At 63.9% G+C, this 21213-nt stretch carries 44 protein-coding genes and 2 pseudogenes; 24 read left to right on the forward strand and 22 right to left on the reverse strand.

The features are described 5' to 3' along the window. From BLU62_RS33170 to BLU62_RS02805, 10 genes and pseudogenes are all read left to right on the forward strand, one after another. Window positions 1-531 (forward strand): annotated as a pseudogene (locus tag BLU62_RS33170) (hypothetical protein); the annotation flags it as partial. A gap of 497 nt (window positions 532-1028) precedes the next feature. Continuing rightward, window positions 1029-1331: a hypothetical protein gene (locus BLU62_RS02765; protein WP_074847809.1), complete on the forward strand. Its 303-nt coding sequence runs from the start codon at window positions 1029-1031 to the stop codon at window positions 1329-1331. After that, complete coding sequence (locus tag BLU62_RS02770; protein WP_074847811.1) at window positions 1328-1687, forward strand: YegP family protein; 360 nt, start codon at window positions 1328-1330, stop codon at window positions 1685-1687. The genes BLU62_RS02765 and BLU62_RS02770 overlap by 4 nt, the downstream gene beginning before the upstream one ends. After that, window positions 1687-1905: a hypothetical protein gene (locus BLU62_RS02775; RefSeq protein ID WP_074847813.1), complete on the forward strand. Its 219-nt coding sequence runs from the start codon at window positions 1687-1689 to the stop codon at window positions 1903-1905. The genes BLU62_RS02770 and BLU62_RS02775 overlap by 1 nt, the downstream gene beginning before the upstream one ends. Continuing rightward, entirely contained in the window at window positions 1902-2336 is a 435-nt protein-coding gene (locus BLU62_RS02780; protein WP_139179898.1) for a hypothetical protein, read from the forward strand. The genes BLU62_RS02775 and BLU62_RS02780 overlap by 4 nt, the downstream gene beginning before the upstream one ends. 364 nt (window positions 2337-2700) lie before the next feature. Further along, the gene (locus BLU62_RS02785; protein ID WP_074847819.1) at window positions 2701-2970 is read left to right on the forward strand and encodes a hypothetical protein; all 270 of its coding nucleotides are present in this window, start codon (window positions 2701-2703) and stop codon (window positions 2968-2970) included. Next, window positions 2967-3161: a hypothetical protein gene (locus tag BLU62_RS02790; RefSeq protein ID WP_074847821.1), complete on the forward strand. Its 195-nt coding sequence runs from the start codon at window positions 2967-2969 to the stop codon at window positions 3159-3161. The genes BLU62_RS02785 and BLU62_RS02790 overlap by 4 nt, the downstream gene beginning before the upstream one ends. Then, window positions 3154-3879 carry a hypothetical protein gene (locus BLU62_RS02795; protein ID WP_074848050.1) on the forward strand — a complete coding sequence of 242 codons (726 nt, stop codon included), beginning with the start codon at window positions 3154-3156 and terminating at the stop codon, window positions 3877-3879. Before BLU62_RS02790 ends, BLU62_RS02795 begins: the two co-directional genes overlap by 8 nt. Next, a complete protein-coding gene (locus tag BLU62_RS02800) occupies window positions 3876-4283 on the forward strand; it encodes a hypothetical protein (protein ID WP_074848052.1) in 408 nt (135 codons plus the stop codon). Before BLU62_RS02795 ends, BLU62_RS02800 begins: the two co-directional genes overlap by 4 nt. After that, on the forward strand, window positions 4280-4657 hold the full coding sequence (locus BLU62_RS02805) for a helix-turn-helix domain-containing protein (protein ID WP_074848275.1): 378 nt from the start codon (window positions 4280-4282) through the stop codon (window positions 4655-4657). The genes BLU62_RS02800 and BLU62_RS02805 overlap by 4 nt, the downstream gene beginning before the upstream one ends. Before the next feature lie 310 nt (window positions 4658-4967). Here the strand turns inward: BLU62_RS02805 and BLU62_RS02810 are convergent, their stop codons facing one another. From BLU62_RS02810 to BLU62_RS32785, 14 genes are all read right to left on the reverse strand, one after another. After that, a complete protein-coding gene (locus tag BLU62_RS02810; RefSeq protein WP_074848042.1) occupies window positions 4968-5216 on the reverse strand; it encodes a helix-turn-helix domain-containing protein in 249 nt (82 codons plus the stop codon). Next, a complete protein-coding gene (locus BLU62_RS32285; RefSeq protein WP_074848052.1) occupies window positions 5213-5620 on the reverse strand; it encodes a hypothetical protein in 408 nt (135 codons plus the stop codon). The genes BLU62_RS02810 and BLU62_RS32285 overlap by 4 nt, the downstream gene beginning before the upstream one ends. Beyond that, window positions 5617-6342, reverse strand: coding sequence for a hypothetical protein (locus tag BLU62_RS02820; protein WP_074848050.1), 726 nt, complete (start codon window positions 6340-6342; stop codon window positions 5617-5619). Before BLU62_RS02820 ends, BLU62_RS32285 begins: the two co-directional genes overlap by 4 nt. Next, complete coding sequence (locus BLU62_RS02825; protein WP_074847821.1) at window positions 6335-6529, reverse strand: hypothetical protein; 195 nt, start codon at window positions 6527-6529, stop codon at window positions 6335-6337. The genes BLU62_RS02820 and BLU62_RS02825 overlap by 8 nt, the downstream gene beginning before the upstream one ends. Continuing rightward, the gene (locus BLU62_RS02830; RefSeq protein ID WP_074847819.1) at window positions 6526-6795 is read right to left on the reverse strand and encodes a hypothetical protein; all 270 of its coding nucleotides are present in this window, start codon (window positions 6793-6795) and stop codon (window positions 6526-6528) included. Before BLU62_RS02830 ends, BLU62_RS02825 begins: the two co-directional genes overlap by 4 nt. A gap of 364 nt (window positions 6796-7159) precedes the next feature. Continuing rightward, a complete protein-coding gene (locus tag BLU62_RS02835) occupies window positions 7160-7594 on the reverse strand; it encodes a hypothetical protein (RefSeq protein ID WP_139179898.1) in 435 nt (144 codons plus the stop codon). Continuing rightward, entirely contained in the window at window positions 7591-7809 is a 219-nt protein-coding gene (locus tag BLU62_RS02840) for a hypothetical protein (protein WP_074847813.1), read from the reverse strand. The genes BLU62_RS02835 and BLU62_RS02840 overlap by 4 nt, the downstream gene beginning before the upstream one ends. Next, window positions 7809-7937 (reverse strand): hypothetical protein, encoded by a 129-nt coding sequence (locus BLU62_RS34235; RefSeq protein ID WP_280141501.1) that lies wholly within the window; start codon window positions 7935-7937, stop codon window positions 7809-7811. Before BLU62_RS34235 ends, BLU62_RS02840 begins: the two co-directional genes overlap by 1 nt. Next, window positions 7934-8167: a YegP family protein gene (locus BLU62_RS02845; RefSeq protein WP_074847825.1), complete on the reverse strand. Its 234-nt coding sequence runs from the start codon at window positions 8165-8167 to the stop codon at window positions 7934-7936. Before BLU62_RS02845 ends, BLU62_RS34235 begins: the two co-directional genes overlap by 4 nt. Further along, window positions 8164-8466, reverse strand: a complete 303-nt coding sequence (locus BLU62_RS02850; RefSeq protein ID WP_074847809.1) for a hypothetical protein — start codon at window positions 8464-8466, stop codon at window positions 8164-8166. Before BLU62_RS02850 ends, BLU62_RS02845 begins: the two co-directional genes overlap by 4 nt. A gap of 156 nt (window positions 8467-8622) precedes the next feature. Further along, on the reverse strand, window positions 8623-8970 hold the full coding sequence (locus tag BLU62_RS32290) for a hypothetical protein (protein ID WP_074847827.1): 348 nt from the start codon (window positions 8968-8970) through the stop codon (window positions 8623-8625). Continuing rightward, window positions 8967-9797 carry a hypothetical protein gene (locus BLU62_RS02860; protein ID WP_074848069.1) on the reverse strand — a complete coding sequence of 277 codons (831 nt, stop codon included), beginning with the start codon at window positions 9795-9797 and terminating at the stop codon, window positions 8967-8969. Before BLU62_RS02860 ends, BLU62_RS32290 begins: the two co-directional genes overlap by 4 nt. Continuing rightward, entirely contained in the window at window positions 9794-10180 is a 387-nt protein-coding gene (locus tag BLU62_RS02865; protein ID WP_244277997.1) for a WhiB family transcriptional regulator, read from the reverse strand. Before BLU62_RS02865 ends, BLU62_RS02860 begins: the two co-directional genes overlap by 4 nt. A 431-nt stretch (window positions 10181-10611) precedes the next feature. Beyond that, window positions 10612-10758 carry a hypothetical protein gene (locus BLU62_RS32785; RefSeq protein ID WP_159441527.1) on the reverse strand — a complete coding sequence of 49 codons (147 nt, stop codon included), beginning with the start codon at window positions 10756-10758 and terminating at the stop codon, window positions 10612-10614. A gap of 366 nt (window positions 10759-11124) precedes the next feature. Here BLU62_RS32785 and BLU62_RS33545 point away from each other — a divergent pair. The 14 genes and pseudogenes from BLU62_RS33545 to BLU62_RS02940 all read left to right on the forward strand — a co-directional run. Next, window positions 11125-11409 (forward strand): annotated as a pseudogene (locus BLU62_RS33545) (WhiB family transcriptional regulator); the annotation flags it as partial. 58 nt (window positions 11410-11467) lie between these two features. Then, entirely contained in the window at window positions 11468-12298 is an 831-nt protein-coding gene (locus BLU62_RS02880; RefSeq protein ID WP_074848069.1) for a hypothetical protein, read from the forward strand. Continuing rightward, window positions 12295-12642 (forward strand): hypothetical protein, encoded by a 348-nt coding sequence (locus BLU62_RS32300; RefSeq protein ID WP_074847827.1) that lies wholly within the window; start codon window positions 12295-12297, stop codon window positions 12640-12642. The genes BLU62_RS02880 and BLU62_RS32300 overlap by 4 nt, the downstream gene beginning before the upstream one ends. A 155-nt stretch (window positions 12643-12797) precedes the next feature. After that, window positions 12798-13100, forward strand: coding sequence for a hypothetical protein (locus tag BLU62_RS02890; RefSeq protein ID WP_074847809.1), 303 nt, complete (start codon window positions 12798-12800; stop codon window positions 13098-13100). Continuing rightward, complete coding sequence (locus tag BLU62_RS02895) at window positions 13097-13330, forward strand: YegP family protein (protein WP_074847825.1); 234 nt, start codon at window positions 13097-13099, stop codon at window positions 13328-13330. Before BLU62_RS02890 ends, BLU62_RS02895 begins: the two co-directional genes overlap by 4 nt. Continuing rightward, window positions 13327-13455: a hypothetical protein gene (locus tag BLU62_RS34240; protein WP_280141501.1), complete on the forward strand. Its 129-nt coding sequence runs from the start codon at window positions 13327-13329 to the stop codon at window positions 13453-13455. Before BLU62_RS02895 ends, BLU62_RS34240 begins: the two co-directional genes overlap by 4 nt. Further along, on the forward strand, window positions 13455-13673 hold the full coding sequence (locus BLU62_RS02900) for a hypothetical protein (protein ID WP_074847813.1): 219 nt from the start codon (window positions 13455-13457) through the stop codon (window positions 13671-13673). The genes BLU62_RS34240 and BLU62_RS02900 overlap by 1 nt, the downstream gene beginning before the upstream one ends. Next, window positions 13670-14104 carry a hypothetical protein gene (locus BLU62_RS02905; protein WP_139179898.1) on the forward strand — a complete coding sequence of 145 codons (435 nt, stop codon included), beginning with the start codon at window positions 13670-13672 and terminating at the stop codon, window positions 14102-14104. The genes BLU62_RS02900 and BLU62_RS02905 overlap by 4 nt, the downstream gene beginning before the upstream one ends. Before the next feature lie 365 nt (window positions 14105-14469). Continuing rightward, window positions 14470-14739, forward strand: coding sequence for a hypothetical protein (locus tag BLU62_RS02915; RefSeq protein ID WP_074847819.1), 270 nt, complete (start codon window positions 14470-14472; stop codon window positions 14737-14739). Next, window positions 14736-14930: a hypothetical protein gene (locus BLU62_RS02920; RefSeq protein ID WP_074847821.1), complete on the forward strand. Its 195-nt coding sequence runs from the start codon at window positions 14736-14738 to the stop codon at window positions 14928-14930. Before BLU62_RS02915 ends, BLU62_RS02920 begins: the two co-directional genes overlap by 4 nt. After that, entirely contained in the window at window positions 14923-15648 is a 726-nt protein-coding gene (locus tag BLU62_RS02925) for a hypothetical protein (protein WP_074848050.1), read from the forward strand. The genes BLU62_RS02920 and BLU62_RS02925 overlap by 8 nt, the downstream gene beginning before the upstream one ends. Beyond that, a complete protein-coding gene (locus tag BLU62_RS02930; RefSeq protein WP_074848052.1) occupies window positions 15645-16052 on the forward strand; it encodes a hypothetical protein in 408 nt (135 codons plus the stop codon). The genes BLU62_RS02925 and BLU62_RS02930 overlap by 4 nt, the downstream gene beginning before the upstream one ends. Continuing rightward, on the forward strand, window positions 16049-16297 hold the full coding sequence (locus BLU62_RS02935) for a helix-turn-helix domain-containing protein (RefSeq protein ID WP_074848042.1): 249 nt from the start codon (window positions 16049-16051) through the stop codon (window positions 16295-16297). The genes BLU62_RS02930 and BLU62_RS02935 overlap by 4 nt, the downstream gene beginning before the upstream one ends. A gap of 196 nt (window positions 16298-16493) precedes the next feature. After that, window positions 16494-17249, forward strand: coding sequence for an RING finger protein (locus BLU62_RS02940; protein WP_139179928.1), 756 nt, complete (start codon window positions 16494-16496; stop codon window positions 17247-17249). A 125-nt stretch (window positions 17250-17374) separates the two neighbouring features. Here BLU62_RS02940 and BLU62_RS02945 read toward each other — a convergent pair whose 3' ends face one another. The 8 genes from BLU62_RS02945 to BLU62_RS02980 all read right to left on the reverse strand — a co-directional run bounded on the left by BLU62_RS02945 (window position 17375) and on the right by BLU62_RS02980 (window position 21062). Beyond that, window positions 17375-17566 carry a hypothetical protein gene (locus BLU62_RS02945; protein ID WP_074848277.1) on the reverse strand — a complete coding sequence of 64 codons (192 nt, stop codon included), beginning with the start codon at window positions 17564-17566 and terminating at the stop codon, window positions 17375-17377. After that, a complete protein-coding gene (locus BLU62_RS02950) occupies window positions 17566-18321 on the reverse strand; it encodes an RING finger protein (RefSeq protein ID WP_139179928.1) in 756 nt (251 codons plus the stop codon). Before BLU62_RS02950 ends, BLU62_RS02945 begins: the two co-directional genes overlap by 1 nt. A gap of 195 nt (window positions 18322-18516) precedes the next feature. Continuing rightward, on the reverse strand, window positions 18517-18765 hold the full coding sequence (locus tag BLU62_RS02955; RefSeq protein WP_074848042.1) for a helix-turn-helix domain-containing protein: 249 nt from the start codon (window positions 18763-18765) through the stop codon (window positions 18517-18519). After that, the gene (locus tag BLU62_RS32305; RefSeq protein ID WP_074848052.1) at window positions 18762-19169 is read right to left on the reverse strand and encodes a hypothetical protein; all 408 of its coding nucleotides are present in this window, start codon (window positions 19167-19169) and stop codon (window positions 18762-18764) included. Before BLU62_RS32305 ends, BLU62_RS02955 begins: the two co-directional genes overlap by 4 nt. Then, window positions 19166-19891, reverse strand: coding sequence for a hypothetical protein (locus BLU62_RS02965; RefSeq protein WP_074848050.1), 726 nt, complete (start codon window positions 19889-19891; stop codon window positions 19166-19168). Before BLU62_RS02965 ends, BLU62_RS32305 begins: the two co-directional genes overlap by 4 nt. Further along, window positions 19884-20078 (reverse strand): hypothetical protein, encoded by a 195-nt coding sequence (locus BLU62_RS02970; RefSeq protein ID WP_074847821.1) that lies wholly within the window; start codon window positions 20076-20078, stop codon window positions 19884-19886. Before BLU62_RS02970 ends, BLU62_RS02965 begins: the two co-directional genes overlap by 8 nt. After that, window positions 20075-20344 (reverse strand): hypothetical protein, encoded by a 270-nt coding sequence (locus BLU62_RS02975; RefSeq protein WP_074847819.1) that lies wholly within the window; start codon window positions 20342-20344, stop codon window positions 20075-20077. Before BLU62_RS02975 ends, BLU62_RS02970 begins: the two co-directional genes overlap by 4 nt. Before the next feature lie 364 nt (window positions 20345-20708). Continuing rightward, window positions 20709-21062, reverse strand: a complete 354-nt coding sequence (locus tag BLU62_RS02980; RefSeq protein ID WP_074847815.1) for a hypothetical protein — start codon at window positions 21060-21062, stop codon at window positions 20709-20711. Window positions 21063-21213 lie beyond the last annotated feature (151 nt).

Raw genomic sequence — 21213 nt, forward strand, 5'->3', positions numbered from 1 at the left:
GTTCCGCGTACCGGTGTCGAGTTTGTGCGACAGGACCGCGTCCCCGCCCTGGGCACAACCCGCCGATTGCAGGCGTTGGTGGCGAACGGGTATTCGCAGACGGATCTGATCAGCCGTCTGGGTTGGCCGGAGAATGGCAGCACTTCGGAGTTGTTCCTCGGACAGTCCCAACATTGCGGTTCGTCGAGCACGGGATGTGACGTCCTTGTTCGCGCAGTTGCAGATGTTCCCGGAACTGATCGGAAGGCGCGGCATCGGGCGAAGGCGAAAGGTTGGTTGCCTCCGTTGGCGTGGGATGAGGACCGTATCGATGACCCCACCTATGAGCGGAAGTGGTGGACAAACCCCGCACTGCCGAAGACCTGTTCTCCGACTTCGAGTATCTGCTGTCGATGGGTGTTGGGCGGAGGAGGCATCGCGTCGGTGGGGATGCTGCCGGCGTCGATGAAGCGCCGGTATGAGCGGCATGGGCGGCGTTGTCCGGCAGCGTTGACGTCGGTGGCGTGGCAGCAGAGGAAGACGGCGTCATGACGGGCTTCTCTGCGGATGTGAAGGCTGCTGCTGCGGTGCGGCGATGGGTCGCTGCGAAGTCCAAACCGACTGGTGTACCGGCACAGGGCAGGACTATCACCACGAGCTAACCGCGGCATGGGCGGATCGAAAGACCCACAGATCAACGCCCTGTCGAATTGTCTGCTGGTGTGCCGCGGCTGCCATGACTTCATCGGCCGCAATCCGGCGCAGGCGTACGCGAAGGGCTGGTTGGTGTCGAAGTTCCGGCAGCCGTCCAGCGATGTGGCTGTCCTGCTGTCGGCCGGTGGGCGTTGCTCGATGATGCCGGCGGGGTCGAGGTGTGCGATGCGGTGGGCTGAGGTTCCGGAGTCCTACCTCCTGTGGGGGGCGATCGAGAGGCCGTGCCCTGAGTGCGCGGCCAGGCCGGGGGAGCTTTGCGTACTCCGTTCCCCCGCAACAGGTGCAGAGAAGACACGACACATCCCCTGCGTGGGGAGAACCAAAGGAGACAACGAATGAGCAACAACAAGAAGGCTTTCGACGGCGAGGCGTTCAAGGCGGTTGAGGTGGTCAAGGTGCAGGCTGTCGGCGGAGGCTCGGGTGGCAATGGCGGCTACGTCGTGCAGCCCTTGGCGTCGGCGAGAACTGCTGTGCGTGTGGTGGTGACGAGAACCCGGAAGGGTTACCAGTGGGCGCAGATCGCCCGCAACGGCAGCGCCGGCGCCATCTCCCCGAAAACGTATGACACGAAGTCGAATGCGGTGCGCGCTGCCAAGCGTCAGGCCGCTCTGGTGGGTGGGGTGGTGGAGGTCCAGTGATCGTCTACGAGAACATCCCGGAGAAGGTGTCTGAGTATCGCGGCACCATCGAGGTGTACGAGGACGAGATCTTGCAGGTCGACCTCGATGCCAAGAGCGTGGTCGCCAGACATCCCGAGTGGCGTTGGCGGTGTAAGTCCCGCAACGGTCAGATCCTCGCTCAGGGGGAAGGCTATCGGCGTAGGTCGGGGGCTCTCAACGCCATCGACACCCAGTACGCGGCGCGGTTGAAGGTTGGTGGCATCAACTACGACGTGGTCCCGCGTGGGCAAGAACGGCAGATGCTCGTCTGCCCGTGGCGTGTGGTGATCCTCGACCGCCACGGAGACATCGACAAGATCGGAGCACTCTACTGATGAGCGAGGACAACCCCGTATCCCGCAACCTGCCGGGAAACCCTTTCACCGATAACTACGCGGCCATGACGGCTGAGCAGTCCGCATGGTTCGCCATCGCCTACGAGATTCGCACACTCACCATCGCCCTCACGGAGCAGACATACAACCTGAACGGCAGTCCTCTCTGTGACGAACTGCGAGATCGGCTGGGCCTGAACGGCGGCGGTGTGTCATGACTCGCATCCTTGGTGTGTCCGCTGTACCGGGTTTCTTCCCACCCGGACCTGTTGATTGGTCGAACGGGCAGACGTTGGTGCCGGCCGAAGACCTGGAGCAGGCGCAGGCACGCATCGCCGAACTCGAAGTGGCGCTGAGAAGGAAGCGGCTCATCTTCGACCAGGTATGCAACGACCGTGCCGCCCTCAATGCTGACGTCAATCGCTTATCCGCTGACCGTCTCGAATCTGAGGCCACCGCAGACGATGTGGTGGAGAAGGCCGAACAGTTCACAGCCGAGCAAGTACGCGACGCCATCATCGAGGTGTTGGACCAGAACGCGGTGTCGCTGTGGCTGCCCTACGGGGACACACCTCACGGCACCGTCCATCCCGAAGATGTCGGCCATGTCGCCCGATGGGTAGTTGCAAAGCTGCGGGGGGAGTCATGACCGATCCCGCCGTAGACGCAGCACAGAGGGCGTGTGAACCGCATGGCGTCTCGCACTTCGTCGGCCCGGGAAGGTACGCCCTGCGTGGTGCCCGTGAAGCCTCGCACCACTCCGGGAACTGCATCGGCTCGACGGCTGCCCCGAACGCGACGACTGTACCGATCCCGAACACCTGACGCTGTGCTCGGGCTGCTACCAGGAATGGCCCTGCCGCACCGCACCCCTCATCTATTCCTCTGACGAGTTGGGAGATACCCCATGACACCCACACCCGCCGAGATCGCGGCGGCACACCAGTCGTACGAGTGGGCAGGTGGCGTGTGCTGCACCTGCGGCCCCGACTACTACATCAACGACGCCGAGCATGGTGCCCACGTCATCGCTGCTCTGTCTGAGCACTACCACTGCCCACGTCATCGCTGCTCTGTCTGAGCACTACCACCTACTACCCAAGGCGGAACCGGGCGGCGAAGACGACGACCGCGCCGAGTGGCTGGACGGGGAAGTGATGGCCGCCCGAGGCAAGCGGGTGGTGCGGCTCTACTTCGAGGACCCTCGCAATACGCCTGAGGATGCCCGCGAACTCGCATCCGCCCTGGCGTCTGCTGCTGATGTTGCGGAGGAGCCGAGATGAGCGACGCAGACGAAAAGGCGGTCGCTGAGGCGCTATACGCGGTCGAGAGCGTGCACCACTTCCACGGCACTGAATGCCTCTGCGGCTTCAACTCTCACCGGGCGCGCGAACGCACCGCCCACATCACACGCCTGGCCCTAGGGGAGCTGTTGGGCCACGACTTCGTCAGAAAGGCGGCATTCGATGTCTGACATCGGTTTCGGTCCTGTTGGTGATCCCCCGATCATCCACGGCGGCAACAGCTATGTGACCCGTGATGGGTATGGGCGTCCGACGTATCTGGTGGACCGGCGACTCCTGGAGAAGGCGGAGGCACGCATCGCCGAACTCGAAGACCAGCTGCGTCCTATGTCGCCACTGAGACAGCAAGCCGACACCTACCTGCGGATACTGCGCCACCCTGAAATCTACCGCCACCTACGCGCGGGAGCGGGGTCGTGGTCCGACCAGATCGACGCGCGTATCACCACTGTCGCTGCTGATCGGGATCACTGGCGGGCGGAAGCAGAGAAAGCCCGCGACCTCCCCGCACCGGACGCCGGCAACCCCGAGCACCTGAGATTCGCGGCGAACATCCTGATCGACCGGGCACTCAAGTTGGGAGTCAAATTCCGTGCTGAAGCGGCTCTCGGCCCGTTCAACGCCGACGAACTCCGCAATGCTGCCCGTCGTCTCGAATCTGAGGCCACCGCAGACGATGTGGTGGAGAGGATCGCCCGCGAGCTGTACCGACGCCTATACCCCGGCCCAATCGGCACCCACGACTCAGCGCGCACCCGAGAAAGTGACGCCGCCGAAATGGATATGGCCTATCGGAAGTGGGATGAAGGCCGCGAAGGGTTTGCGCCGGGGCGGCAGTGTCGCGAGATTGCCGCCCATATCGCTGGGCTTCTGCGGGGTGACCGATGAGCGCCGCAGAGGAAGCAAGGAAGCTGCTCGAAGGCATCACACCCGGGCCGTGGGAAGCAGAACCCTGGGATGGCACCACACGCGAGTCTGTCGGCGTCTTCGCCGGGAGCGTATGGGGTCCGCGAGTTGCAGGGCTGATCACGTCCTCCGCCGACGCCGAGTTCATTGCCGCTACACCCGAGTTGGTGCCCGCTCTGCTCGCCGAACTCGACCAGGCGAAGGCGGACCTCGATGCTGCCGCATACCGGCACGGACAACTACAGTCCCGCATCGCCAACCGAGACGCCACCATCCAACGGGTACGGGAGCTAATCGCCGAGTGGTCGTGGACGGAACACCACCACGACGAACCGGTCTATGAGATATGGAAGCCGCTCGCCCGCATCGTCGGGGGTGAGTCGTGAGCGACATTCCGGAGTGGCGTGCAGGATCGCTCGCCGACAACCTCGCCGTCGCACTGAGGACCCGACTTGCCGAGACCGGAGTCTCGCAGGGCGATCTCGCGCGTCGCGCCGGCGTCAGCGAAAAGCACCTGTCGCAGGTCATCAACGGACGCGCCGGTGCCTCGGTAGCAACCTGGGACCGACTCTTTGTCGCGCTGAATACAGCGAATGACGCTCGCCAAGACACCGTCGGGGTGAGTTGTGACCTGCCGCTGCAACCCCTCGAAGCCGTCATCGACTGGCTACTACCCCGACTCCGGATACTCCCACCCCTGCTACCCGAAGGCGCGAATCCTGCTGTGCACAACGGGAAAACCCACCATCGGGGTAGATGAGGGTGGAGGGTGCTGTGAAACCGGCATGACGCTGCGGAGTCAGCAGAGATTACTTCACTCTGGTGCGGTAGGCACGAGCCGTGGAGCGGGTGCCACGGACAGGGTGGGAGTAATTGTCATTGGCTGAACTCCTTCGCAGTTCGGTCAGTGCCGGGTGTCACAGCACCTGGCCACCCTCATTCTACCCCGATGGTGGGGTTTTCCCGTTGTGCCACAGCAGGATTCGCGCCTTCGGGTAGCAGGGGTGGGAGTATCCGGAGTCGGGGTAGTAGCCAGTCGATGACGGCTTCGAGGGGGTTGCAGCGGCAGGTCACAACTCACCCCCGACGGTGTCTTGGCGAGCGTCATTCGCTGTATTCAGCGCGACAAAGAGTCGGTCCCAGGTTGCTACCGAGGCACCGGCGCGTCCGTTGATGACCTGCGACAGGTGCTTTTCGCTGACGCCGGCGCGACGCGCGAGATCGCCCTGCGAGACTCCGGTCTCGGCAAGTCGGGTCCTCAGTGCGACGGCGAGGTTGTCGGCGAGCGATCCTGCACGCCACTCCGGAATGTCGCTCACGACTCACCCCCGACGATGCGGGCGAGCGGCTTCCATATCTCATAGACCGGTTCGTCGTGGTGGTGTTCCGTCCACGACCACTCGGCGATTAGCTCCCGTACCCGTTGGATGGTGGCGTCTCGGTTGGCGATGCGGGACTGTAGTTGTCCGTGCCGGTATGCGGCAGCATCGAGGTCCGCCTTCGCCTGGTCGAGTTCGGCGAGCAGAGCGGGCACCAACTCGGGTGTAGCGGCAATGAACTCGGCGTCGGCGGAGGACGTGATCAGCCCTGCAACTCGCGGACCCCATACGCTCCCGGCGAAGACGCCGACAGACTCGCGTGTGGTGCCATCCCAGGGTTCTGCTTCCCACGGCCCGGGTGTGATGCCTTCGAGCAGCTTCCTTGCTTCCTCTGCGGCGCTCATCGGTCACCCCGCAGAAGCCCAGCGATATGGGCGGCAATCTCGCGACACTGCCGCCCCGGCGCAAACCCTTCGCGGCCTTCATCCCACTTCCGATAGGCCATATCCATTTCGGCGGCGTCACTTTCTCGGGTGCGCGCTGAGTCGTGGGTGCCGATTGGGCCGGGGTATAGGCGTCGGTACAGCTCGCGGGCGATCCTCTCCACCACATCGTCTGCGGTGGCCTCAGATTCGAGACGACGGGCAGCATTGCGGAGTTCGTCGGCGTTGAACGGGCCGAGAGCCGCTTCAGCACGGAATTTGACTCCCAACTTGAGTGCCCGGTCGATCAGGATGTTCGCCGCGAATCTCAGGTGCTCGGGGTTGCCGGCGTCCGGTGCGGGGAGGTCGCGGGCTTTCTCTGCTTCCGCCCGCCAGTGATCCCGATCAGCAGCGACAGTGGTGATACGCGCGTCGATCTGGTCGGACCACGACCCCGCTCCCGCGCGTAGGTGGCGGTAGATTTCAGGGTGGCGCAGTATCCGCAGGTAGGTGTCGGCTTGCTGTCTCAGTGGCGACATAGGACGCAGCTGGTCTTCGAGTTCGGCGATGCGTGCCTCCGCCTTCTCCAGGAGTCGCCGGTCCACCAGATACGTCGGACGCCCATACCCATCACGGGTCACATAGCTGTTGCCGCCGTGGATGATCGGGGGATCACCAACAGGACCGAAACCGATGTCAGACATCGAATGCCGCCTTTCTGACGAAGTCGTGGCCCAACAGCTCCCCTAGGGCCAGGCGTGTGATGTGGGCGGTGCGTTCGCGCGCCCGGTGAGAGTTGAAGCCGCAGAGGCATTCAGTGCCGTGGAAGTGGTGCACGCTCTCGACCGCGTATAGCGCCTCAGCGACCGCCTTTTCGTCTGCGTCGCTCATCTCGGCTCCTCCGCAACATCAGCAGCAGACGCCAGGGCGGATGCGAGTTCGCGGGCATCCTCAGGCGTATTGCGAGGGTCCTCGAAGTAGAGCCGCACCACCCGCTTGCCTCGGGCGGCCATCACTTCCCCGTCCAGCCACTCGGCGCGGTCGTCGTCTTCGCCGCCCGGTTCCGCCTTGGGTAGTAGGTGGTAGTGCTCAGACAGAGCAGCGATGACGTGGGCAGTGGTAGTGCTCAGACAGAGCAGCGATGACGTGGGCACCATGCTCGGCGTCGTTGATGTAGTAGTCGGGGCCGCAGGTGCAGCACACGCCACCTGCCCACTCGTACGACTGGTGTGCCGCCGCGATCTCGGCGGGTGTGGGTGTCATGGGGTATCTCCCAACTCGTCAGAGGAATAGATGAGGGGTGCGGTGCGGCAGGGCCATTCCTGGTAGCAGCCCGAGCACAGCGTCAGGTGTTCGGGATCGGTACAGTCGTCGCGTTCGGGCAGCCGTCGAGCCGATGCAGTTCCCGGAGTGGTGCGAGGGCTTCACGGGCACCACGCAGGGCGTACCTTCCCGGGCCGACGAAGTGCGAGACGCCATGCGGTTCACACGCCCTCTGTGCTGCGTCTACGGCGGGATCGGTCATGACTCCCCCCGCAGCTTTGCAACTACCCATCGGGCGACATGGCCGACATCTTCGGGATGGACGGTGCCGTGAGGTGTGTCCCCGTAGGGCAGCCACAGCGACACCGCGTTCTGGTCCAACACCTCGATGATGGCGTCGCGTACTTGCTCGGCTGTGAACTGTTCGGCCTTCTCCACCACATCGTCTGCGGTGGCCTCAGATTCGAGACGGTCAGCGGATAAGCGATTGACGTCAGCATTGAGGGCGGCACGGTCGTTGCATACCTGGTCGAAGATGAGCCGCTTCCTTCTCAGCGCCACTTCGAGTTCGGCGATGCGTGCCTGCGCCTGCTCCAGGTCTTCGGCCGGCACCAACGTCTGCCCGTTCGACCAATCAACAGGTCCGGGTGGGAAGAAACCCGGTACAGCGGACACACCAAGGATGCGAGTCATGACACACCGCCGCCGTTCAGGCCCAGCCGATCTCGCAGTTCGTCACAGAGAGGACTGCCGTTCAGGTTGTATGTCTGCTCCGTGAGGGCGATGGTGAGTGTGCGAATCTCGTAGGCGATGGCGAACCATGCGGACTGCTCAGCCGTCATGGCCGCGTAGTTATCGGTGAAAGGGTTTCCCGGCAGGTTGCGGGATACGGGGTTGTCCTCGCTCATCAGTAGAGTGCTCCGATCTTGTCGATGTCTCCGTGGCGGTCGAGGATCACCACACGCCACGGGCAGACGAGCATCTGCCGTTCTTGCCCACGCGGGACCACGTCGTAGTTGATGCCACCAACCTTCAACCGCGCCGCGTACTGGGTGTCGATGGCGTTGAGAGCCCCCGACCTACGCCGATAGCCTTCCCCTGAGCGAGGATCTGACCGTTGCGGGACTTACACCGCCAACGCCACTCGGGATGTCTGGCGACCACGCTCTTGGCATCGAGGTCGACCTGCAAGATCTCGTCCTCGTACACCTCGATGGTGCCGCGATACTCAGACACCTTCTCCGGGATGTTCTCGTAGACGATCACTGGACCTCCACCACCCCACCCACCAGAGCGGCCTGACGCTTGGCAGCGCGCACCGCATTCGACTTCGTGTCATACGTTTTCGGGGAGATGGCGCCGGCGCTGCCGTTGCGGGCGATCTGCGCCCACTGGTAACCCTTCCGGGTTCTCGTCACCACCACACGCACAGCAGTTCTCGCCGACGCCAAGGGCTGCACGACGTAGCCGCCATTGCCACCCGAGCCTCCGCCGACAGCCTGCACCTTGACCACCTCAACCGCCTTGAACGCCTCGCCGTCGAAAGCCTTCTTGTTGTTGCTCATTCGTTGTCTCCTTTGGTTCTCCCCACGCAGGGGATGTGTCGTGTCTTCTCTGCACCTGTTGCGGGGGAACGGAGTACGCAAAGCTCCCCCGGCCTGGCCGCGCACTCAGGGCACGGCCTCTCGATCGCCCCCCACAGGAGGTAGGACTCCGGAACCTCAGCCCACCGCATCGCACACCTCGACCCCGCCGGCATCATCGAGCAACGCCCACCGGCCCGACAGCAGGACAGCCACATCGCTGGACGGCTGCCGGAACTTCGACACCAACCAGCCCTTCGCGTACGCCTGCGCCGGATTGCGGCCGATGAAGTCATGGCAGCCGCGGCACACCAGCAGACAATTCGACAGGGCGTTGATCTGTGGGTCTTTCGATCCGCCCATGCCGCGGTTAGCTCGGTGGTGATAGTCCTGCCCTGTGCCGGTACACCAGTCGGTTTGGACTTCGCAGCGACCCATCGCCCGCACCGCAGCAGCAGCCTTCACATCCGCAGAGAAGCCCGTCATGACGCCGTCTTCCTCTGCTGCCACGCCACCGACGTCAACGCTGCCGGACAACGCCGCCCATGCCGCTCATACCGGCGCTTCATCGACGCCGGCAGCATCCCCACCCGACGCGATGCCTCCTCCGCCCCAACACCCATCGACAGCAGATACTCGAAGTCGGAGAACAGGTCTTCGGCAGTGCGGGGTTTGTCCACCACTTCCGGCTCATAGGTGGGGTCATCGATACGGTCCTCATCCCACGCCAACGGAGGCAACCAACCTTTCGCCTTCGCCCGATGCCGCGCCTTCCGATCAGTTCCGGGAACCATCTGCAACTGCGCGAACAAGGACGTCACATCCCGTGCTCGACGAACCGCAATGTTGCGGGACTGTCCGAGGAACAACTCCGAAGTGCTGCCATTCTCCGGCCAACCCAGACGGCTGATCAGATCCGTCTGCGAATACCCGTTCGCCACCAACGCCTGCAATCGGCGGGTTGTGCCCAGGGCGGGGACGCGGTCCTGTCGCACAAACTCGACACCGGTACGCGGAACAGGGATTTGGAGGATGCGGTCGGCGGTAGCTTGGCGGACCTGTTTGCTCGGACCGTATCCGCGTTGCCCGTACAGCAGATGCTGGATGGTGCTGTGCGGGACGCCGAACTCCTCTTCGAGCCGTTTGTTCCCCACTCCTGCGTCACGCAGCTTGAGGATGTGCTCGCGTACAGGCTGGGCGTCGACCAGGTCGGGAGTCCAACGTCCGTAGGCGCGTTGCCGGCGGTGGTGTTGGGCGTAGTGCATTTCGCACATGCCGCGCGCTTTGACGGGCTTCCCGCATTGGCAGGTCATGCCGCCCCCTGCTTCCACATGGCCTGACGTTCACGCGGAGTCGTACCCCCAACCACACCGTGCGGTTCACGGTTGTCCAACGCCCACTGCAAACACACCTCCCGGCGGTCACAGCCGGCGCAGATCCGTTTCGCGTCAGCGGTTTGCGTCACCCCGTAATGGGAGGGAAAGAACGCGTCCGGGTCTGAGGAGGCGCAGGGAGCGCCCTCATGCCAGGCCGGCGGTTTCGGCAGATCAGAAACATTCCGGTTGCGGTTCAACACATTCGCACCGGGGAACGTGTTCGACGACCCCAACGCCTGCTTCTTCTCGTCCAGGGTGTTGGATCTTCTGCCCTGATCCATTCGGGTGGTGGAGGGTTCGATGTGGAAGCCGTTACTCATGGGTGTATCTCCTGAGGATGTCTTGAGCGTCGTGATGGGCCAGGCAATTCGGGCATGGGATGATGTCGCCGGTGCGGTCTCCCCAGCGCATACGGACCATGTGGCCGTAGCCGAGATCGAAACCACACACCCCGCAAATAGGGCGGCTCATGACGCCTCCTCGAAGAGGGATGGTTGGTCGTCAACTGCCGTGATCGACCAGCCATGGACGAACGCGCCAGGGAGTCCGCTGTCGAGCAGTCGGCCCGCGTCATCTGTCCGTATGCGACGAGGCAGGACGGTGCGCCGCTGTTCGCCGCGGCCTTCGATCCATCGCGGTGGTGGAAGGTGAGCCGCCTTCGAGGAACAGCACTGCGGTCGCCCGCACGCCACACTGCGCCTGGAACCGCGACGGCTCACGTGCGGCGAAGGGCGCGTGTGGTGCAACCCGCCTACTCCAATGTGTGGCGGTGGCTCGACCGGCTCGCCAACCACGGCACCGGCACCGCACTGATCTTCGCCCGCACCGAGACCGCCGGATTCCAGGCGCAGGTGTGGCGGCGGGCGACCGCAGTGCTGTTCCTCGAAGGGCGGCTCACCTTCCACCACCGCGATGGATCGAAGGCCGCGGCGAACAGCGGCGCACCGTCCTGCCTCGTCGCATACGGGACAGATGACGCGGGCCGACTGCTCGACAGCGGACTCCTGGCGCGTTCGTCCATGGCTGGTCGATCACGGCAGTTGACGACCAACCATCCCTCTTCGAGGAGGCGTCATGAGCCGCCCTATTTGCGGGGTGTGTGGTTTCGATCTCGGCTACGGCCACATGGTCCGTATGCGCTGGGGAGACCGCACCGGCGACATCATCCCATGCCCGAATTGCCTGGCCCATCACGACGCTCAAGACATCCTCAGGAGATACACCCATGAGTAACGGCTTCCACATCGAACCCTCCACCACCCGAATGGATCAGGGCAGAAGATCCAACACCCTGGACGAGAAGAAGCAGGCGTTGGGGTCGTCGAACACGTTCCCCGGTGCGAATGTGTTGAACCGCAACCGGAATGTTTCTGATCTGCCGAAACCGCCGGCCTGGCATGAGGGCGCTCCCTGCGCCTCCTCAGACCCGGACGCGTTCTTTCCCTCCCATTACGGGGTGACGCAAACCGCTGACGCGAAACGGATCTGCGCCGGCTGTGACCGCCGGGAGGTGTGTTTGCAGTGGGCGTTGGACAACCGTGAACCGCACGGTGTGGTTGGGGTACGACTCCGCGTGAACGTCAGGCCATGTGGAAGCAGGGGGCGGCATGACCTGCCAATGCGGGAAGCCCGTCAAAGCGCGCGGCATGTGCGAAATGCACTACGCCCAACACCACCGCCGGCAACGCGCCTACGGACGTTGGACTCCCGACCTGGTCGACGCCCAGCCTGTACGCGAGCACATCCTCAAGCTGCGTGACGCAGGAGTGGGGAACAAACGGCTCGAAGAGGAGTTCGGCGTCCCGCACAGCACCATCCAGCATCTGCTGTACGGGCAACGCGGATACGGTCCGAGCAAACAGGTCCGCCAAGCTACCGCCGACCGCATCCTCCAAATCCCTGTTCCGCGTACCGGTGTCGAGTTTGTGCGACAGGACCGCGTCCCCGCCCTGGGCACAACCCGCCGATTGCAGGCGTTGGTGGCGAACGGGTATTCGCAGACGGATCTGATCAGCCGTCTGGGTTGGCCGGAGAATGGCAGCACTTCGGAGTTGTTCCTCGGACAGTCCCGCAACATTGCGGTTCGTCGAGCACGGGATGTGACGTCCTTGTTCGCGCAGTTGCAGATGGTTCCCGGAACTGATCGGAAGGCGCGGCATCGGGCGAAGGCGAAAGGTTGGTTGCCTCCGTTGGCGTGGGATGAGGACCGTATCGATGACCCCACCTATGAGCCGGAAGTGGTGGACAAACCCCGCACTGCCGAAGACCTGTTCTCCGACTTCGAGTATCTGCTGTCGATGGGTGTTGGGGCGGAGGAGGCATCGCGTCGGGTGGGGATGCTGCCGGCGTCGATGAAGCGCCGGTATGAGCGGCATGGGCGGCGTTGTCCGGCAGCGTTGACGTCGGTGGCGTGGCAGCAGAGGAAGACGGCGTCATGACGGGCTTCTCTGCGGATGTGAAGGCTGCTGCTGCGGTGCGGGCGATGGGTCGCTGCGAAGTCCAAACCGACTGGTGTACCGGCACAGGGCAGGACTATCACCACCGAGCTAACCGCGGCATGGGCGGATCGAAAGACCCACAGATCAACGCCCTGTCGAATTGTCTGCTGGTGTGCCGCGGCTGCCATGACTTCATCGGCCGCAATCCGGCGCAGGCGTACGCGAAGGGCTGGTTGGTGTCGAAGTTCCGGCAGCCGTCCAGCGATGTGGCTGTCCTGCTGTCGGGCCGGTGGGCGTTGCTCGATGATGCCGGCGGGGTCGAGGTGTGCGATGCGGTGGGCTGAGGTTCCGGAGTCCTACCTCCTGTGGGGGGCGATCGAGAGGCCGTGCCCTGAGTGCGCGGCCAGGCCGGGGAGCTTTGCGTACTCCGTTCCCCCGCAACAGGTGCAGAGAAGACACGACACATCCCCTGCGTGGGGAGAACCAAAGGAGACAACGAATGAGCAACAACAAGAAGGCTTTCGACGGCGAGGCGTTCAAGGCGGTTGAGGTGGTCAAGGTGCAGGCTGTCGGCGGAGGCTCGGGTGGCAATGGCGGCTACGTCGTGCAGCCCTTGGCGTCGGCGAGAACTGCTGTGCGTGTGGTGGTGACGAGAACCCGGAAGGGTTACCAGTGGGCGCAGATCGCCCGCAACGGCAGCGCCGGCGCCATCTCCCCGAAAACGTATGACACGAAGTCGAATGCGGTGCGCGCTGCCAAGCGTCAGGCCGCTCTGGTGGGTGGGGTGGTGGAGGTCCAGTGATCGTCTACGAGAACATCCCGGAGAAGGTGTCTGAGTATCGCGGCACCATCGAGGTGTACGAGGACGAGATCTTGCAGGTCGACCTCGATGCCAAGAGCGTGGTCGCCAGACATCCCGAGTGGCGTTGGCGGTGTAAGTCCCGCAACGGTCAGATCCTCGCTCAGGGGAAGGCTATCGGCGTAGGTCGGGGGCTCTCAACGCCATCGACACCCAGTACGCGGCGCGGTTGAAGGTTGGTGGCATCAACTACGACGTGGTCCCGCGTGGGCAAGAACGGCAGATGCTCGTCTGCCCGTGGCGTGTGGTGATCCTCGACCGCCACGGAGACATCGACAAGATCGGAGCACTCTACTGATGAGCGAGGACAACCCCGTATCCCGCAACCTGCCGGGAAACCCTTTCACCGATAACTACGCGGCCATGACGGCTGAGCAGTCCGCATGGTTCGCCATCGCCTACGAGATTCGCACACTCACCATCGCCCTCACGGAGCAGACATACAACCTGAACGGCAGTCCTCTCTGTGACGAACTGCGAGATCGGCTGGGCCTGAACGGCGGCGGTGTGTCATGACTCGCATCCTTGGTGTGTCCGCTGTACCGGGTTTCTTCCCACCCGGACCTGTTGATTGGTCGAACGGGCAGACGTTGGTGCCGGCCGAAGACCTGGAGCAGGCGCAGGCACGCATCGCCGAACTCGAAGTGGCGCTGAGAAGGAAGCGGCTCATCTTCGACCAGGTATGCAACGACCGTGCCGCCCTCAATGCTGACGTCAATCGCTTATCCGCTGACCGTCTCGAATCTGAGGCCACCGCAGACGATGTGGTGGAGAAGGCCGAACAGTTCACAGCCGAGCAAGTACGCGACGCCATCATCGAGGTGTTGGACCAGAACGCGGTGTCGCTGTGGCTGCCCTACGGGGACACACCTCACGGCACCGTCCATCCCGAAGATGTCGGCCATGTCGCCCGATGGGTAGTTGCAAAGCTGCGGGGGGAGTCATGACCGATCCCGCCGTAGACGCAGCACAGAGGGCGTGTGAACCGCATGGCGTCTCGCACTTCGTCGGCCCGGGAAGGTACGCCCTGCGTGGTGCCCGTGAAGCCCTCGCACCACTCCGGGAACTGCATCGGCTCGACGGCTGCCCCGAACGCGACGACTGTACCGATCCCGAACACCTGACGCTGTGCTCGGGCTGCTACCAGGAATGGCCCTGCCGCACCGCACCCCTCATCTATTCCTCTGACGAGTTGGGAGATACCCCATGACACCCACACCCGCCGAGATCGCGGCGGCACACCAGTCGTACGAGTGGGCAGGTGGCGTGTGCTGCACCTGCGGCCCCGACTACTACATCAACGACGCCGAGCATGGTGCCCACGTCATCGCTGCTCTGTCTGAGCACTACCACTGCCCACGTCATCGCTGCTCTGTCTGAGCACTACCACCTACTACCCAAGGCGGAACCGGGCGGCGAAGACGACGACCGCGCCGAGTGGCTGGACGGGGAAGTGATGGCCGCCCGAGGCAAGCGGGTGGTGCGGCTCTACTTCGAGGACCCTCGCAATACGCCTGAGGATGCCCGCGAACTCGCATCCGCCCTGGCGTCTGCTGCTGATGTTGCGGAGGAGCCGAGATGAGCGACGCAGACGAAAAGGCGGTCGCTGAGGCGCTATACGCGGTCGAGAGCGTGCACCACTTCCACGGCACTGAATGCCTCTGCGGCTTCAACTCTCACCGGGCGCGCGAACGCACCGCCCACATCACACGCCTGGCCCTAGGGGAGCTGTTGGGCCACGACTTCGTCAGAAAGGCGGCATTCGATGTCTGACATCGGTTTCGGTCCTGTTGGTGATCCCCCGATCATCCACGGCGGCAACAGCTATGTGACCCGTGATGGGTATGGGCGTCCGACGTATCTGGTGGACCGGCGACTCCTGGAGAAGGCGGAGGCACGCATCGCCGAACTCGAAGACCAGCTGCGTCCTATGTCGCCACTGAGACAGCAAGCCGACACCTACCTGCGGATACTGCGCCACCCTGAAATCTACCGCCACCTACGCGCGGGAGCGGGGTCGTGGTCCGACCAGATCGACGCGCGTATCACCACTGTCGCTGCTGATCGGGATCACTGGCGGGCGGAAGCAGAGAAAGCCCGCGACCTCCCCGCACCGGACGCCGGCAACCCCGAGCACCTGAGATTCGCGGCGAACATCCTGATCGACCGGGCACTCAAGTTGGGAGTCAAATTCCGTGCTGAAGCGGCTCTCGGCCCGTTCAACGCCGACGAACTCCGCAATGCTGCCCGTCGTCTCGAATCTGAGGCCACCGCAGACGATGTGGTGGAGAGGATCGCCCGCGAGCTGTACCGACGCCTATACCCCGGCCCAATCGGCACCCACGACTCAGCGCGCACCCGAGAAAGTGACGCCGCCGAAATGGATATGGCCTATCGGAAGTGGGATGAAGGCCGCGAAGGGTTTGCGCCGGGGCGGCAGTGTCGCGAGATTGCCGCCCATATCGCTGGGCTTCTGCGGGGTGACCGATGAGCGCCGCAGAGGAAGCAAGGAAGCTGCTCGAAGGCATCACACCCGGGCCGTGGGAAGCAGAACCCTGGGATGGCACCACACGCGAGTCTGTCGGCGTCTTCGCCGGGAGCGTATGGGGTCCGCGAGTTGCAGGGCTGATCACGTCCTCCGCCGACGCCGAGTTCATTGCCGCTACACCCGAGTTGGTGCCCGCTCTGCTCGCCGAACTCGACCAGGCGAAGGCGGACCTCGATGCTGCCGCATACCGGCACGGACAACTACAGTCCCGCATCGCCAACCGAGACGCCACCATCCAACGGGTACGGGAGCTAATCGCCGAGTGGTCGTGGACGGAACACCACCACGACGAACCGGTCTATGAGATATGGAAGCCGCTCGCCCGCATCGTCGGGGGTGAGTCGTGAGCGACATTCCGGAGTGGCGTGCAGGATCGCTCGCCGACAACCTCGCCGTCGCACTGAGGACCCGACTTGCCGAGACCGGAGTCTCGCAGGGCGATCTCGCGCGTCGCGCCGGCGTCAGCGAAAAGCACCTGTCGCAGGTCATCAACGGACGCGCCGGTGCCTCGGTAGCAACCTGGGACCGACTCTTTGTCGCGCTGAATACAGCGAATGACGCTCGCCAAGACACCGTCGGGGGTGAGTTGTGACCTGCCGCTGCAACCCCCTCGAAGCCGTCATCGACTGGCTACTACCCCGACTCCGGATACTCCCACCCCTGCTACCCGAAGGCGCGAATCCTGCTGTGGCACAACGGGAAAACCCCACCATCGGGGGTAGAATGAGGGGTGGCCAGGGTGCTGTGAACACCCCGGCCACTGACCGAACTGCGAAGGAGTTCAGCCAATGACAGATTACATCTCCACCTACCTGAGTAGACCACGATGGAGGCACAACCGCCTCCAAGCCATGGGCGTCCAGTGGACCTACCGCGCACCAGAGGTGGGTGAACTTGTAATCCGGGATGCAACCCAAACACACCCCGGCACCCTCCGCCGAATCGTCAGCGTCCGCGAAGACACACGTGACGGCCGCACCGTATGGGTAGTTGAGCACACAGCGACCGACGCAGAACCAACCACCGGCACCGACCGGAAGTCAGTCGGATTCTGGAAGGACGTCGGCTGGCCGAGGATTGCCGAGCACTACCCCATCTGCGGCACCTGCCGCGATCTGATGCCCTGCCAGCATGTGGTCATCGACACCATCGCTGAACACAGCGGCAAGACCTTCGAGCGGTATGGCACTCCCGGCGTCTGCCCGTCCTGCCAAGAGCCCGTAACCAGGCGGCAGCGCGTAATCACATTCGAACGCAACCTGTATGGCCTCGGGACGGTGACCTTCCACCTTCGTGAGAAGTGCCGCCACGCCGCCTTCGAGTACGACCGAGAGGTACATCGAGACGACGGCGAGTTCGAGCTGACCTGCCCCGGATCTGCTCGCCGCGGTCTCGATGAGAACGGTCTGCCTGTCACCTATTGCACTGAGCCTGATTGTCGCGGCGCTGACCGGAAGCACCACGGCTACGGGTTTTGGACGGCGGGGTATCTGCCACACCCTGACGGCTACCACCGTTCTCCCGAAGGCGGGGGTGTGGCCTGATGTCTGTTCCTTCTCTGGAATCCCTACTAGCCGAGTACATCGCAACCCAGGCACCGGTCTCCGTGGAGCAGGCAATGCCTCAGGCCGAGGACATGGCGAAGCTGATCCGGGCGCACGGCTGGCACCTACGTACGGCGCGCGGGCGAGCAGTTGCACGTCCGGAGGCTGAACGCCGTCCGCCCGTACGTGCCGTGCACGCCCGAAGCCCGGATCAGCTTCGCCATGTCCTCGGCCTGAGGCATTGCCTGCTCCACGGAGACCGGTGCCTGGGTTGCGATGTACTCGGCTAGTAGGGATTCCAGAGAAGGAACAGACATCAGGCCACACCCCCGCCTTCGGGAGAACGGTGGTAGCCGTCAGGGTGTGGCAGATACCCCGCCGTCCAAAACCCGTAGCCGTGGTGCTTCCGGTCAGCGCCGCGACAATCAGGCTCAGTGCAATAGGTGACAGGCAGACCGTTCTCATCGAGACCGCGGCGAGCAGATCCGGGGCAGGTCAGCTCGAACTCGCCGTCGTCTCGATGTACCTCTCGGTCGTACTCGAAGGCGGCGTGGCGGCACTTCTCACGAAGGTGGAAGGTCACCGTCCCGAGGCCATACAGGTTGCGTTCGAATGTGATTACGCGCTGCCGCCTGGTTACGGGCTCTTGGCAGGACGGGCAGACGCCGGGAGTGCCATACCGCTCGAAGGTCTTGCCGCTGTGTTCAGCGATGGTGTCGATGACCACATGCTGGCAGGGCATCAGATCGCGGCAGGTGCCGCAGATGGGGTAGTGCTCGGCAATCCTCGGCCAGCCGACGTCCTTCCAGAATCCGACTGACTTCCGGTCGGTGCCGGTGGTTGGTTCTGCGTCGGTCGCTGTGTGCTCAACTACCCATACGGTGCGGCCGTCACGTGTGTCTTCGCGGACGCTGACGATTCGGCGGAGGGTGCCGGGGTGTGTTTGGGTTGCATCCCGGATTACAAGTTCACCCACCTCTGGTGCGCGGTAGGTCCACTGGACGCCCATGGCTTGGAGGCGGTTGTGCCTCCATCGTGGTCTACTCAGGTAGGTGGAGATGTAATCTGTCATTGGCTGAACTCCTTCGCAGTTCGGTCAGTGGCCGGGGTGTTCACAGCACCCTGGCCACCCCTCATTCTACCCCGATGGTGGGGTTTTCCCGTTGTGCCACAGCAGGATTCGCGCCTTCGGGTAGCAGGGGTGGGAGTATCCGGAGTCGGGGTAGTAGCCAGTCGATGACGGCTTCGAGGGGGTTGCAGCGGCAGGTCACAACTCACCCCCGACGGTGTCTTGGCGAGCGTCATTCGCTGTATTCAGCGCGACAAAGAGTCGGTCCCAGGTTGCTACCGAGGCACCGGCGCGTCCGTTGATGACCTGCGACAGGTGCTTTTCGCTGACGCCGGCGCGACGCGCGAGATCGCCCTGCGAGACTCCGGTCTCGGCAAGTCGGGTCCTCAGTGCGACGGCGAGGTTGTCGGCGAGCGATCCTGCACGCCACTCCGGAATGTCGCTCACGACTCACCCCCGACGATGCGGGCGAGCGGCTTCCATATCTCATAGACCGGTTCGTCGTGGTGGTGTTCCGTCCACGACCACTCGGCGATTAGCTCCCGTACCCGTTGGATGGTGGCGTCTCGGTTGGCGATGCGGGACTGTAGTTGTCCGTGCCGGTATGCGGCAGCATCGAGGTCCGCCTTCGCCTGGTCGAGTTCGGCGAGCAGAGCGGGCACCAACTCGGGTGTAGCGGCAATGAACTCGGCGTCGGCGGAGGACGTGATCAGCCCTGCAACTCGCGGACCCCATACGCTCCCGGCGAAGACGCCGACAGACTCGCGTGTGGTGCCATCCCAGGGTTCTGCTTCCCACGGCCCGGGTGTGATGCCTTCGAGCAGCTTCCTTGCTTCCTCTGCGGCGCTCATCGGTCACCCCGCAGAAGCCCAGCGATATGGGCGGCAATCTCGCGACACTGCCGCCCCGGCGCAAACCCTTCGCGGCCTTCATCCCACTTCCGATAGGCCATATCCATTTCGGCGGCGTCACTTTCTCGGGTGCGCGCTGAGTCGTGGGTGCCGATTGGGCCGGGGTATAGGCGTCGGTACAGCTCGCGGGCGATCCTCTCCACCACATCGTCTGCGGTGGCCTCAGATTCGAGACGACGGGCAGCATTGCGGAGTTCGTCGGCGTTGAACGGGCCGAGAGCCGCTTCAGCACGGAATTTGACTCCCAACTTGAGTGCCCGGTCGATCAGGATGTTCGCCGCGAATCTCAGGTGCTCGGGGTTGCCGGCGTCCGGTGCGGGGAGGTCGCGGGCTTTCTCTGCTTCCGCCCGCCAGTGATCCCGATCAGCAGCGACAGTGGTGATACGCGCGTCGATCTGGTCGGACCACGACCCCGCTCCCGCGCGTAGGTGGCGGTAGATTTCAGGGTGGCGCAGTATCCGCAGGTAGGTGTCGGCTTGCTGTCTCAGTGGCGACATAGGACGCAGCTGGTCTTCGAGTTCGGCGATGCGTGCCTCCGCCTTCTCCAGGAGTCGCCGGTCCACCAGATACGTCGGACGCCCATACCCATCACGGGTCACATAGCTGTTGCCGCCGTGGATGATCGGGGGATCACCAACAGGACCGAAACCGATGTCAGACATCGAATGCCGCCTTTCTGACGAAGTCGTGGCCCAACAGCTCCCCTAGGGCCAGGCGTGTGATGTGGGCGGTGCGTTCGCGCGCCCGGTGAGAGTTGAAGCCGCAGAGGCATTCAGTGCCGTGGAAGTGGTGCACGCTCTCGACCGCGTATAGCGCCTCAGCGACCGCCTTTTCGTCTGCGTCGCTCATCTCGGCTCCTCCGCAACATCAGCAGCAGACGCCAGGGCGGATGCGAGTTCGCGGGCATCCTCAGGCGTATTGCGAGGGTCCTCGAAGTAGAGCCGCACCACCCGCTTGCCTCGGGCGGCCATCACTTCCCCGTCCAGCCACTCGGCGCGGTCGTCGTCTTCGCCGCCCGGTTCCGCCTTGGGTAGTAGGTGGTAGTGCTCAGACAGAGCAGCGATGACGTGGGCAGTGGTAGTGCTCAGACAGAGCAGCGATGACGTGGGCACCATGCTCGGCGTCGTTGATGTAGTAGTCGGGGCCGCAGGTGCAGCACACGCCACCTGCCCACTCGTACGACTGGTGTGCCGCCGCGATCTCGGCGGGTGTGGGTGTCATGGGGTATCTCCCAACTCGTCAGAGGAATAGATGAGGGGTGCGGTGCGGCAGGGCCATTCCTGGTAGCAGCCCGAGCACAGCGTCAGGTGTTCGGGATCGGTACAGTCGTCGCGTTCGGGCAGCCGTCGAGCCGATGCAGTTCCCGGAGTGGTGCGAGGGCTTCACGGGCACCACGCAGGGCGTACCTTCCCGGGCCGACGAAGTGCGAGACGCCATGCGGTTCACACGCCCTCTGTGCTGCGTCTACGGCGGGATCGGTCATGACTCCCCCCGCAGCTTTGCAACTACCCATCGGGCGACATGGCCGACATCTTCGGGATGGACGGTGCCGTGAGGTGTGTCCCCGTAGGGCAGCCACAGCGACACCGCGTTCTGGTCCAACACCTCGATGATGGCGTCGCGTACTTGCTCGGCTGTGAACTGTTCGGCCTTCTCCACCACATCGTCTGCGGTGGCCTCAGATTCGAGACGGTCAGCGGATAAGCGATTGACGTCAGCATTGAGGGCGGCACGGTCGTTGCATACCTGGTCGAAGATGAGCCGCTTCCTTCTCAGCGCCACTTCGAGTTCGGCGATGCGTGCCTGCGCCTGCTCCAGGTCTTCGGCCGGCACCAACGTCTGCCCGTTCGACCAATCAACAGGTCGGGTGGGAAGAAACCCGGTACAGCGGACACACCAAGGATGCGAGTCATGACACCGCCGCCGTTCAGGCCAGCCGATCTCGCAGTTCGTCACAGAGAGGACTGCCGTTCAGGTTGTATGT

Source organism: Gordonia westfalica, from assembly GCF_900105725.1.
Classification (GTDB): Bacteria; Actinomycetota; Actinomycetes; order Mycobacteriales; family Mycobacteriaceae; genus Gordonia; species Gordonia westfalica.

Coding starts and splice junctions, on each gene's coding strand:
- BLU62_RS02790 (WP_074847821.1), top strand. CDS start 2,967: ATGAGCGACGCAGACGAAAAGGCGGTCGCTGAGGCGCTATACGCGGTC.
- BLU62_RS02830 (WP_074847819.1), bottom strand. CDS start 6,795: ATGGTGCCCACGTCATCGCTGCTCTGTCTGAGCACTACCACTGCCCAC.
- BLU62_RS02915 (WP_074847819.1), top strand. CDS start 14,470: ATGGTGCCCACGTCATCGCTGCTCTGTCTGAGCACTACCACTGCCCAC.
- BLU62_RS02835 (WP_139179898.1), bottom strand. CDS start 7,594: ATGACTCGCATCCTTGGTGTGTCCGCTGTACCGGGTTTCTTCCCACCC.
- BLU62_RS02950 (WP_139179928.1), bottom strand. CDS start 18,321: ATGACAGATTACATCTCCACCTACCTGAGTAGACCACGATGGAGGCAC.
- BLU62_RS02920 (WP_074847821.1), top strand. CDS start 14,736: ATGAGCGACGCAGACGAAAAGGCGGTCGCTGAGGCGCTATACGCGGTC.
- BLU62_RS32305 (WP_074848052.1), bottom strand. CDS start 19,169: ATGAGCGCCGCAGAGGAAGCAAGGAAGCTGCTCGAAGGCATCACACCC.
- BLU62_RS02865 (WP_244277997.1), bottom strand. CDS start 10,180: ATGAGTAACGGCTTCCACATCGAACCCTCCACCACCCGAATGGATCAG.
- BLU62_RS02785 (WP_074847819.1), top strand. CDS start 2,701: ATGGTGCCCACGTCATCGCTGCTCTGTCTGAGCACTACCACTGCCCAC.
- BLU62_RS02930 (WP_074848052.1), top strand. CDS start 15,645: ATGAGCGCCGCAGAGGAAGCAAGGAAGCTGCTCGAAGGCATCACACCC.
- BLU62_RS02890 (WP_074847809.1), top strand. CDS start 12,798: ATGAGCAACAACAAGAAGGCTTTCGACGGCGAGGCGTTCAAGGCGGTT.
- BLU62_RS02925 (WP_074848050.1), top strand. CDS start 14,923: ATGTCTGACATCGGTTTCGGTCCTGTTGGTGATCCCCCGATCATCCAC.
- BLU62_RS32285 (WP_074848052.1), bottom strand. CDS start 5,620: ATGAGCGCCGCAGAGGAAGCAAGGAAGCTGCTCGAAGGCATCACACCC.
- BLU62_RS32290 (WP_074847827.1), bottom strand. CDS start 8,970: ATGACGGGCTTCTCTGCGGATGTGAAGGCTGCTGCTGCGGTGCGGGCG.
- BLU62_RS02800 (WP_074848052.1), top strand. CDS start 3,876: ATGAGCGCCGCAGAGGAAGCAAGGAAGCTGCTCGAAGGCATCACACCC.
- BLU62_RS02970 (WP_074847821.1), bottom strand. CDS start 20,078: ATGAGCGACGCAGACGAAAAGGCGGTCGCTGAGGCGCTATACGCGGTC.
- BLU62_RS02975 (WP_074847819.1), bottom strand. CDS start 20,344: ATGGTGCCCACGTCATCGCTGCTCTGTCTGAGCACTACCACTGCCCAC.
- BLU62_RS02945 (WP_074848277.1), bottom strand. CDS start 17,566: ATGTCTGTTCCTTCTCTGGAATCCCTACTAGCCGAGTACATCGCAACC.
- BLU62_RS02900 (WP_074847813.1), top strand. CDS start 13,455: ATGAGCGAGGACAACCCCGTATCCCGCAACCTGCCGGGAAACCCTTTC.
- BLU62_RS02820 (WP_074848050.1), bottom strand. CDS start 6,342: ATGTCTGACATCGGTTTCGGTCCTGTTGGTGATCCCCCGATCATCCAC.
- BLU62_RS32300 (WP_074847827.1), top strand. CDS start 12,295: ATGACGGGCTTCTCTGCGGATGTGAAGGCTGCTGCTGCGGTGCGGGCG.
- BLU62_RS02965 (WP_074848050.1), bottom strand. CDS start 19,891: ATGTCTGACATCGGTTTCGGTCCTGTTGGTGATCCCCCGATCATCCAC.
- BLU62_RS02840 (WP_074847813.1), bottom strand. CDS start 7,809: ATGAGCGAGGACAACCCCGTATCCCGCAACCTGCCGGGAAACCCTTTC.
- BLU62_RS02850 (WP_074847809.1), bottom strand. CDS start 8,466: ATGAGCAACAACAAGAAGGCTTTCGACGGCGAGGCGTTCAAGGCGGTT.
- BLU62_RS02860 (WP_074848069.1), bottom strand. CDS start 9,797: ATGACCTGCCAATGCGGGAAGCCCGTCAAAGCGCGCGGCATGTGCGAA.
- BLU62_RS02880 (WP_074848069.1), top strand. CDS start 11,468: ATGACCTGCCAATGCGGGAAGCCCGTCAAAGCGCGCGGCATGTGCGAA.
- BLU62_RS02780 (WP_139179898.1), top strand. CDS start 1,902: ATGACTCGCATCCTTGGTGTGTCCGCTGTACCGGGTTTCTTCCCACCC.
- BLU62_RS02825 (WP_074847821.1), bottom strand. CDS start 6,529: ATGAGCGACGCAGACGAAAAGGCGGTCGCTGAGGCGCTATACGCGGTC.
- BLU62_RS02795 (WP_074848050.1), top strand. CDS start 3,154: ATGTCTGACATCGGTTTCGGTCCTGTTGGTGATCCCCCGATCATCCAC.
- BLU62_RS02765 (WP_074847809.1), top strand. CDS start 1,029: ATGAGCAACAACAAGAAGGCTTTCGACGGCGAGGCGTTCAAGGCGGTT.
- BLU62_RS02775 (WP_074847813.1), top strand. CDS start 1,687: ATGAGCGAGGACAACCCCGTATCCCGCAACCTGCCGGGAAACCCTTTC.
- BLU62_RS02905 (WP_139179898.1), top strand. CDS start 13,670: ATGACTCGCATCCTTGGTGTGTCCGCTGTACCGGGTTTCTTCCCACCC.
- BLU62_RS02940 (WP_139179928.1), top strand. CDS start 16,494: ATGACAGATTACATCTCCACCTACCTGAGTAGACCACGATGGAGGCAC.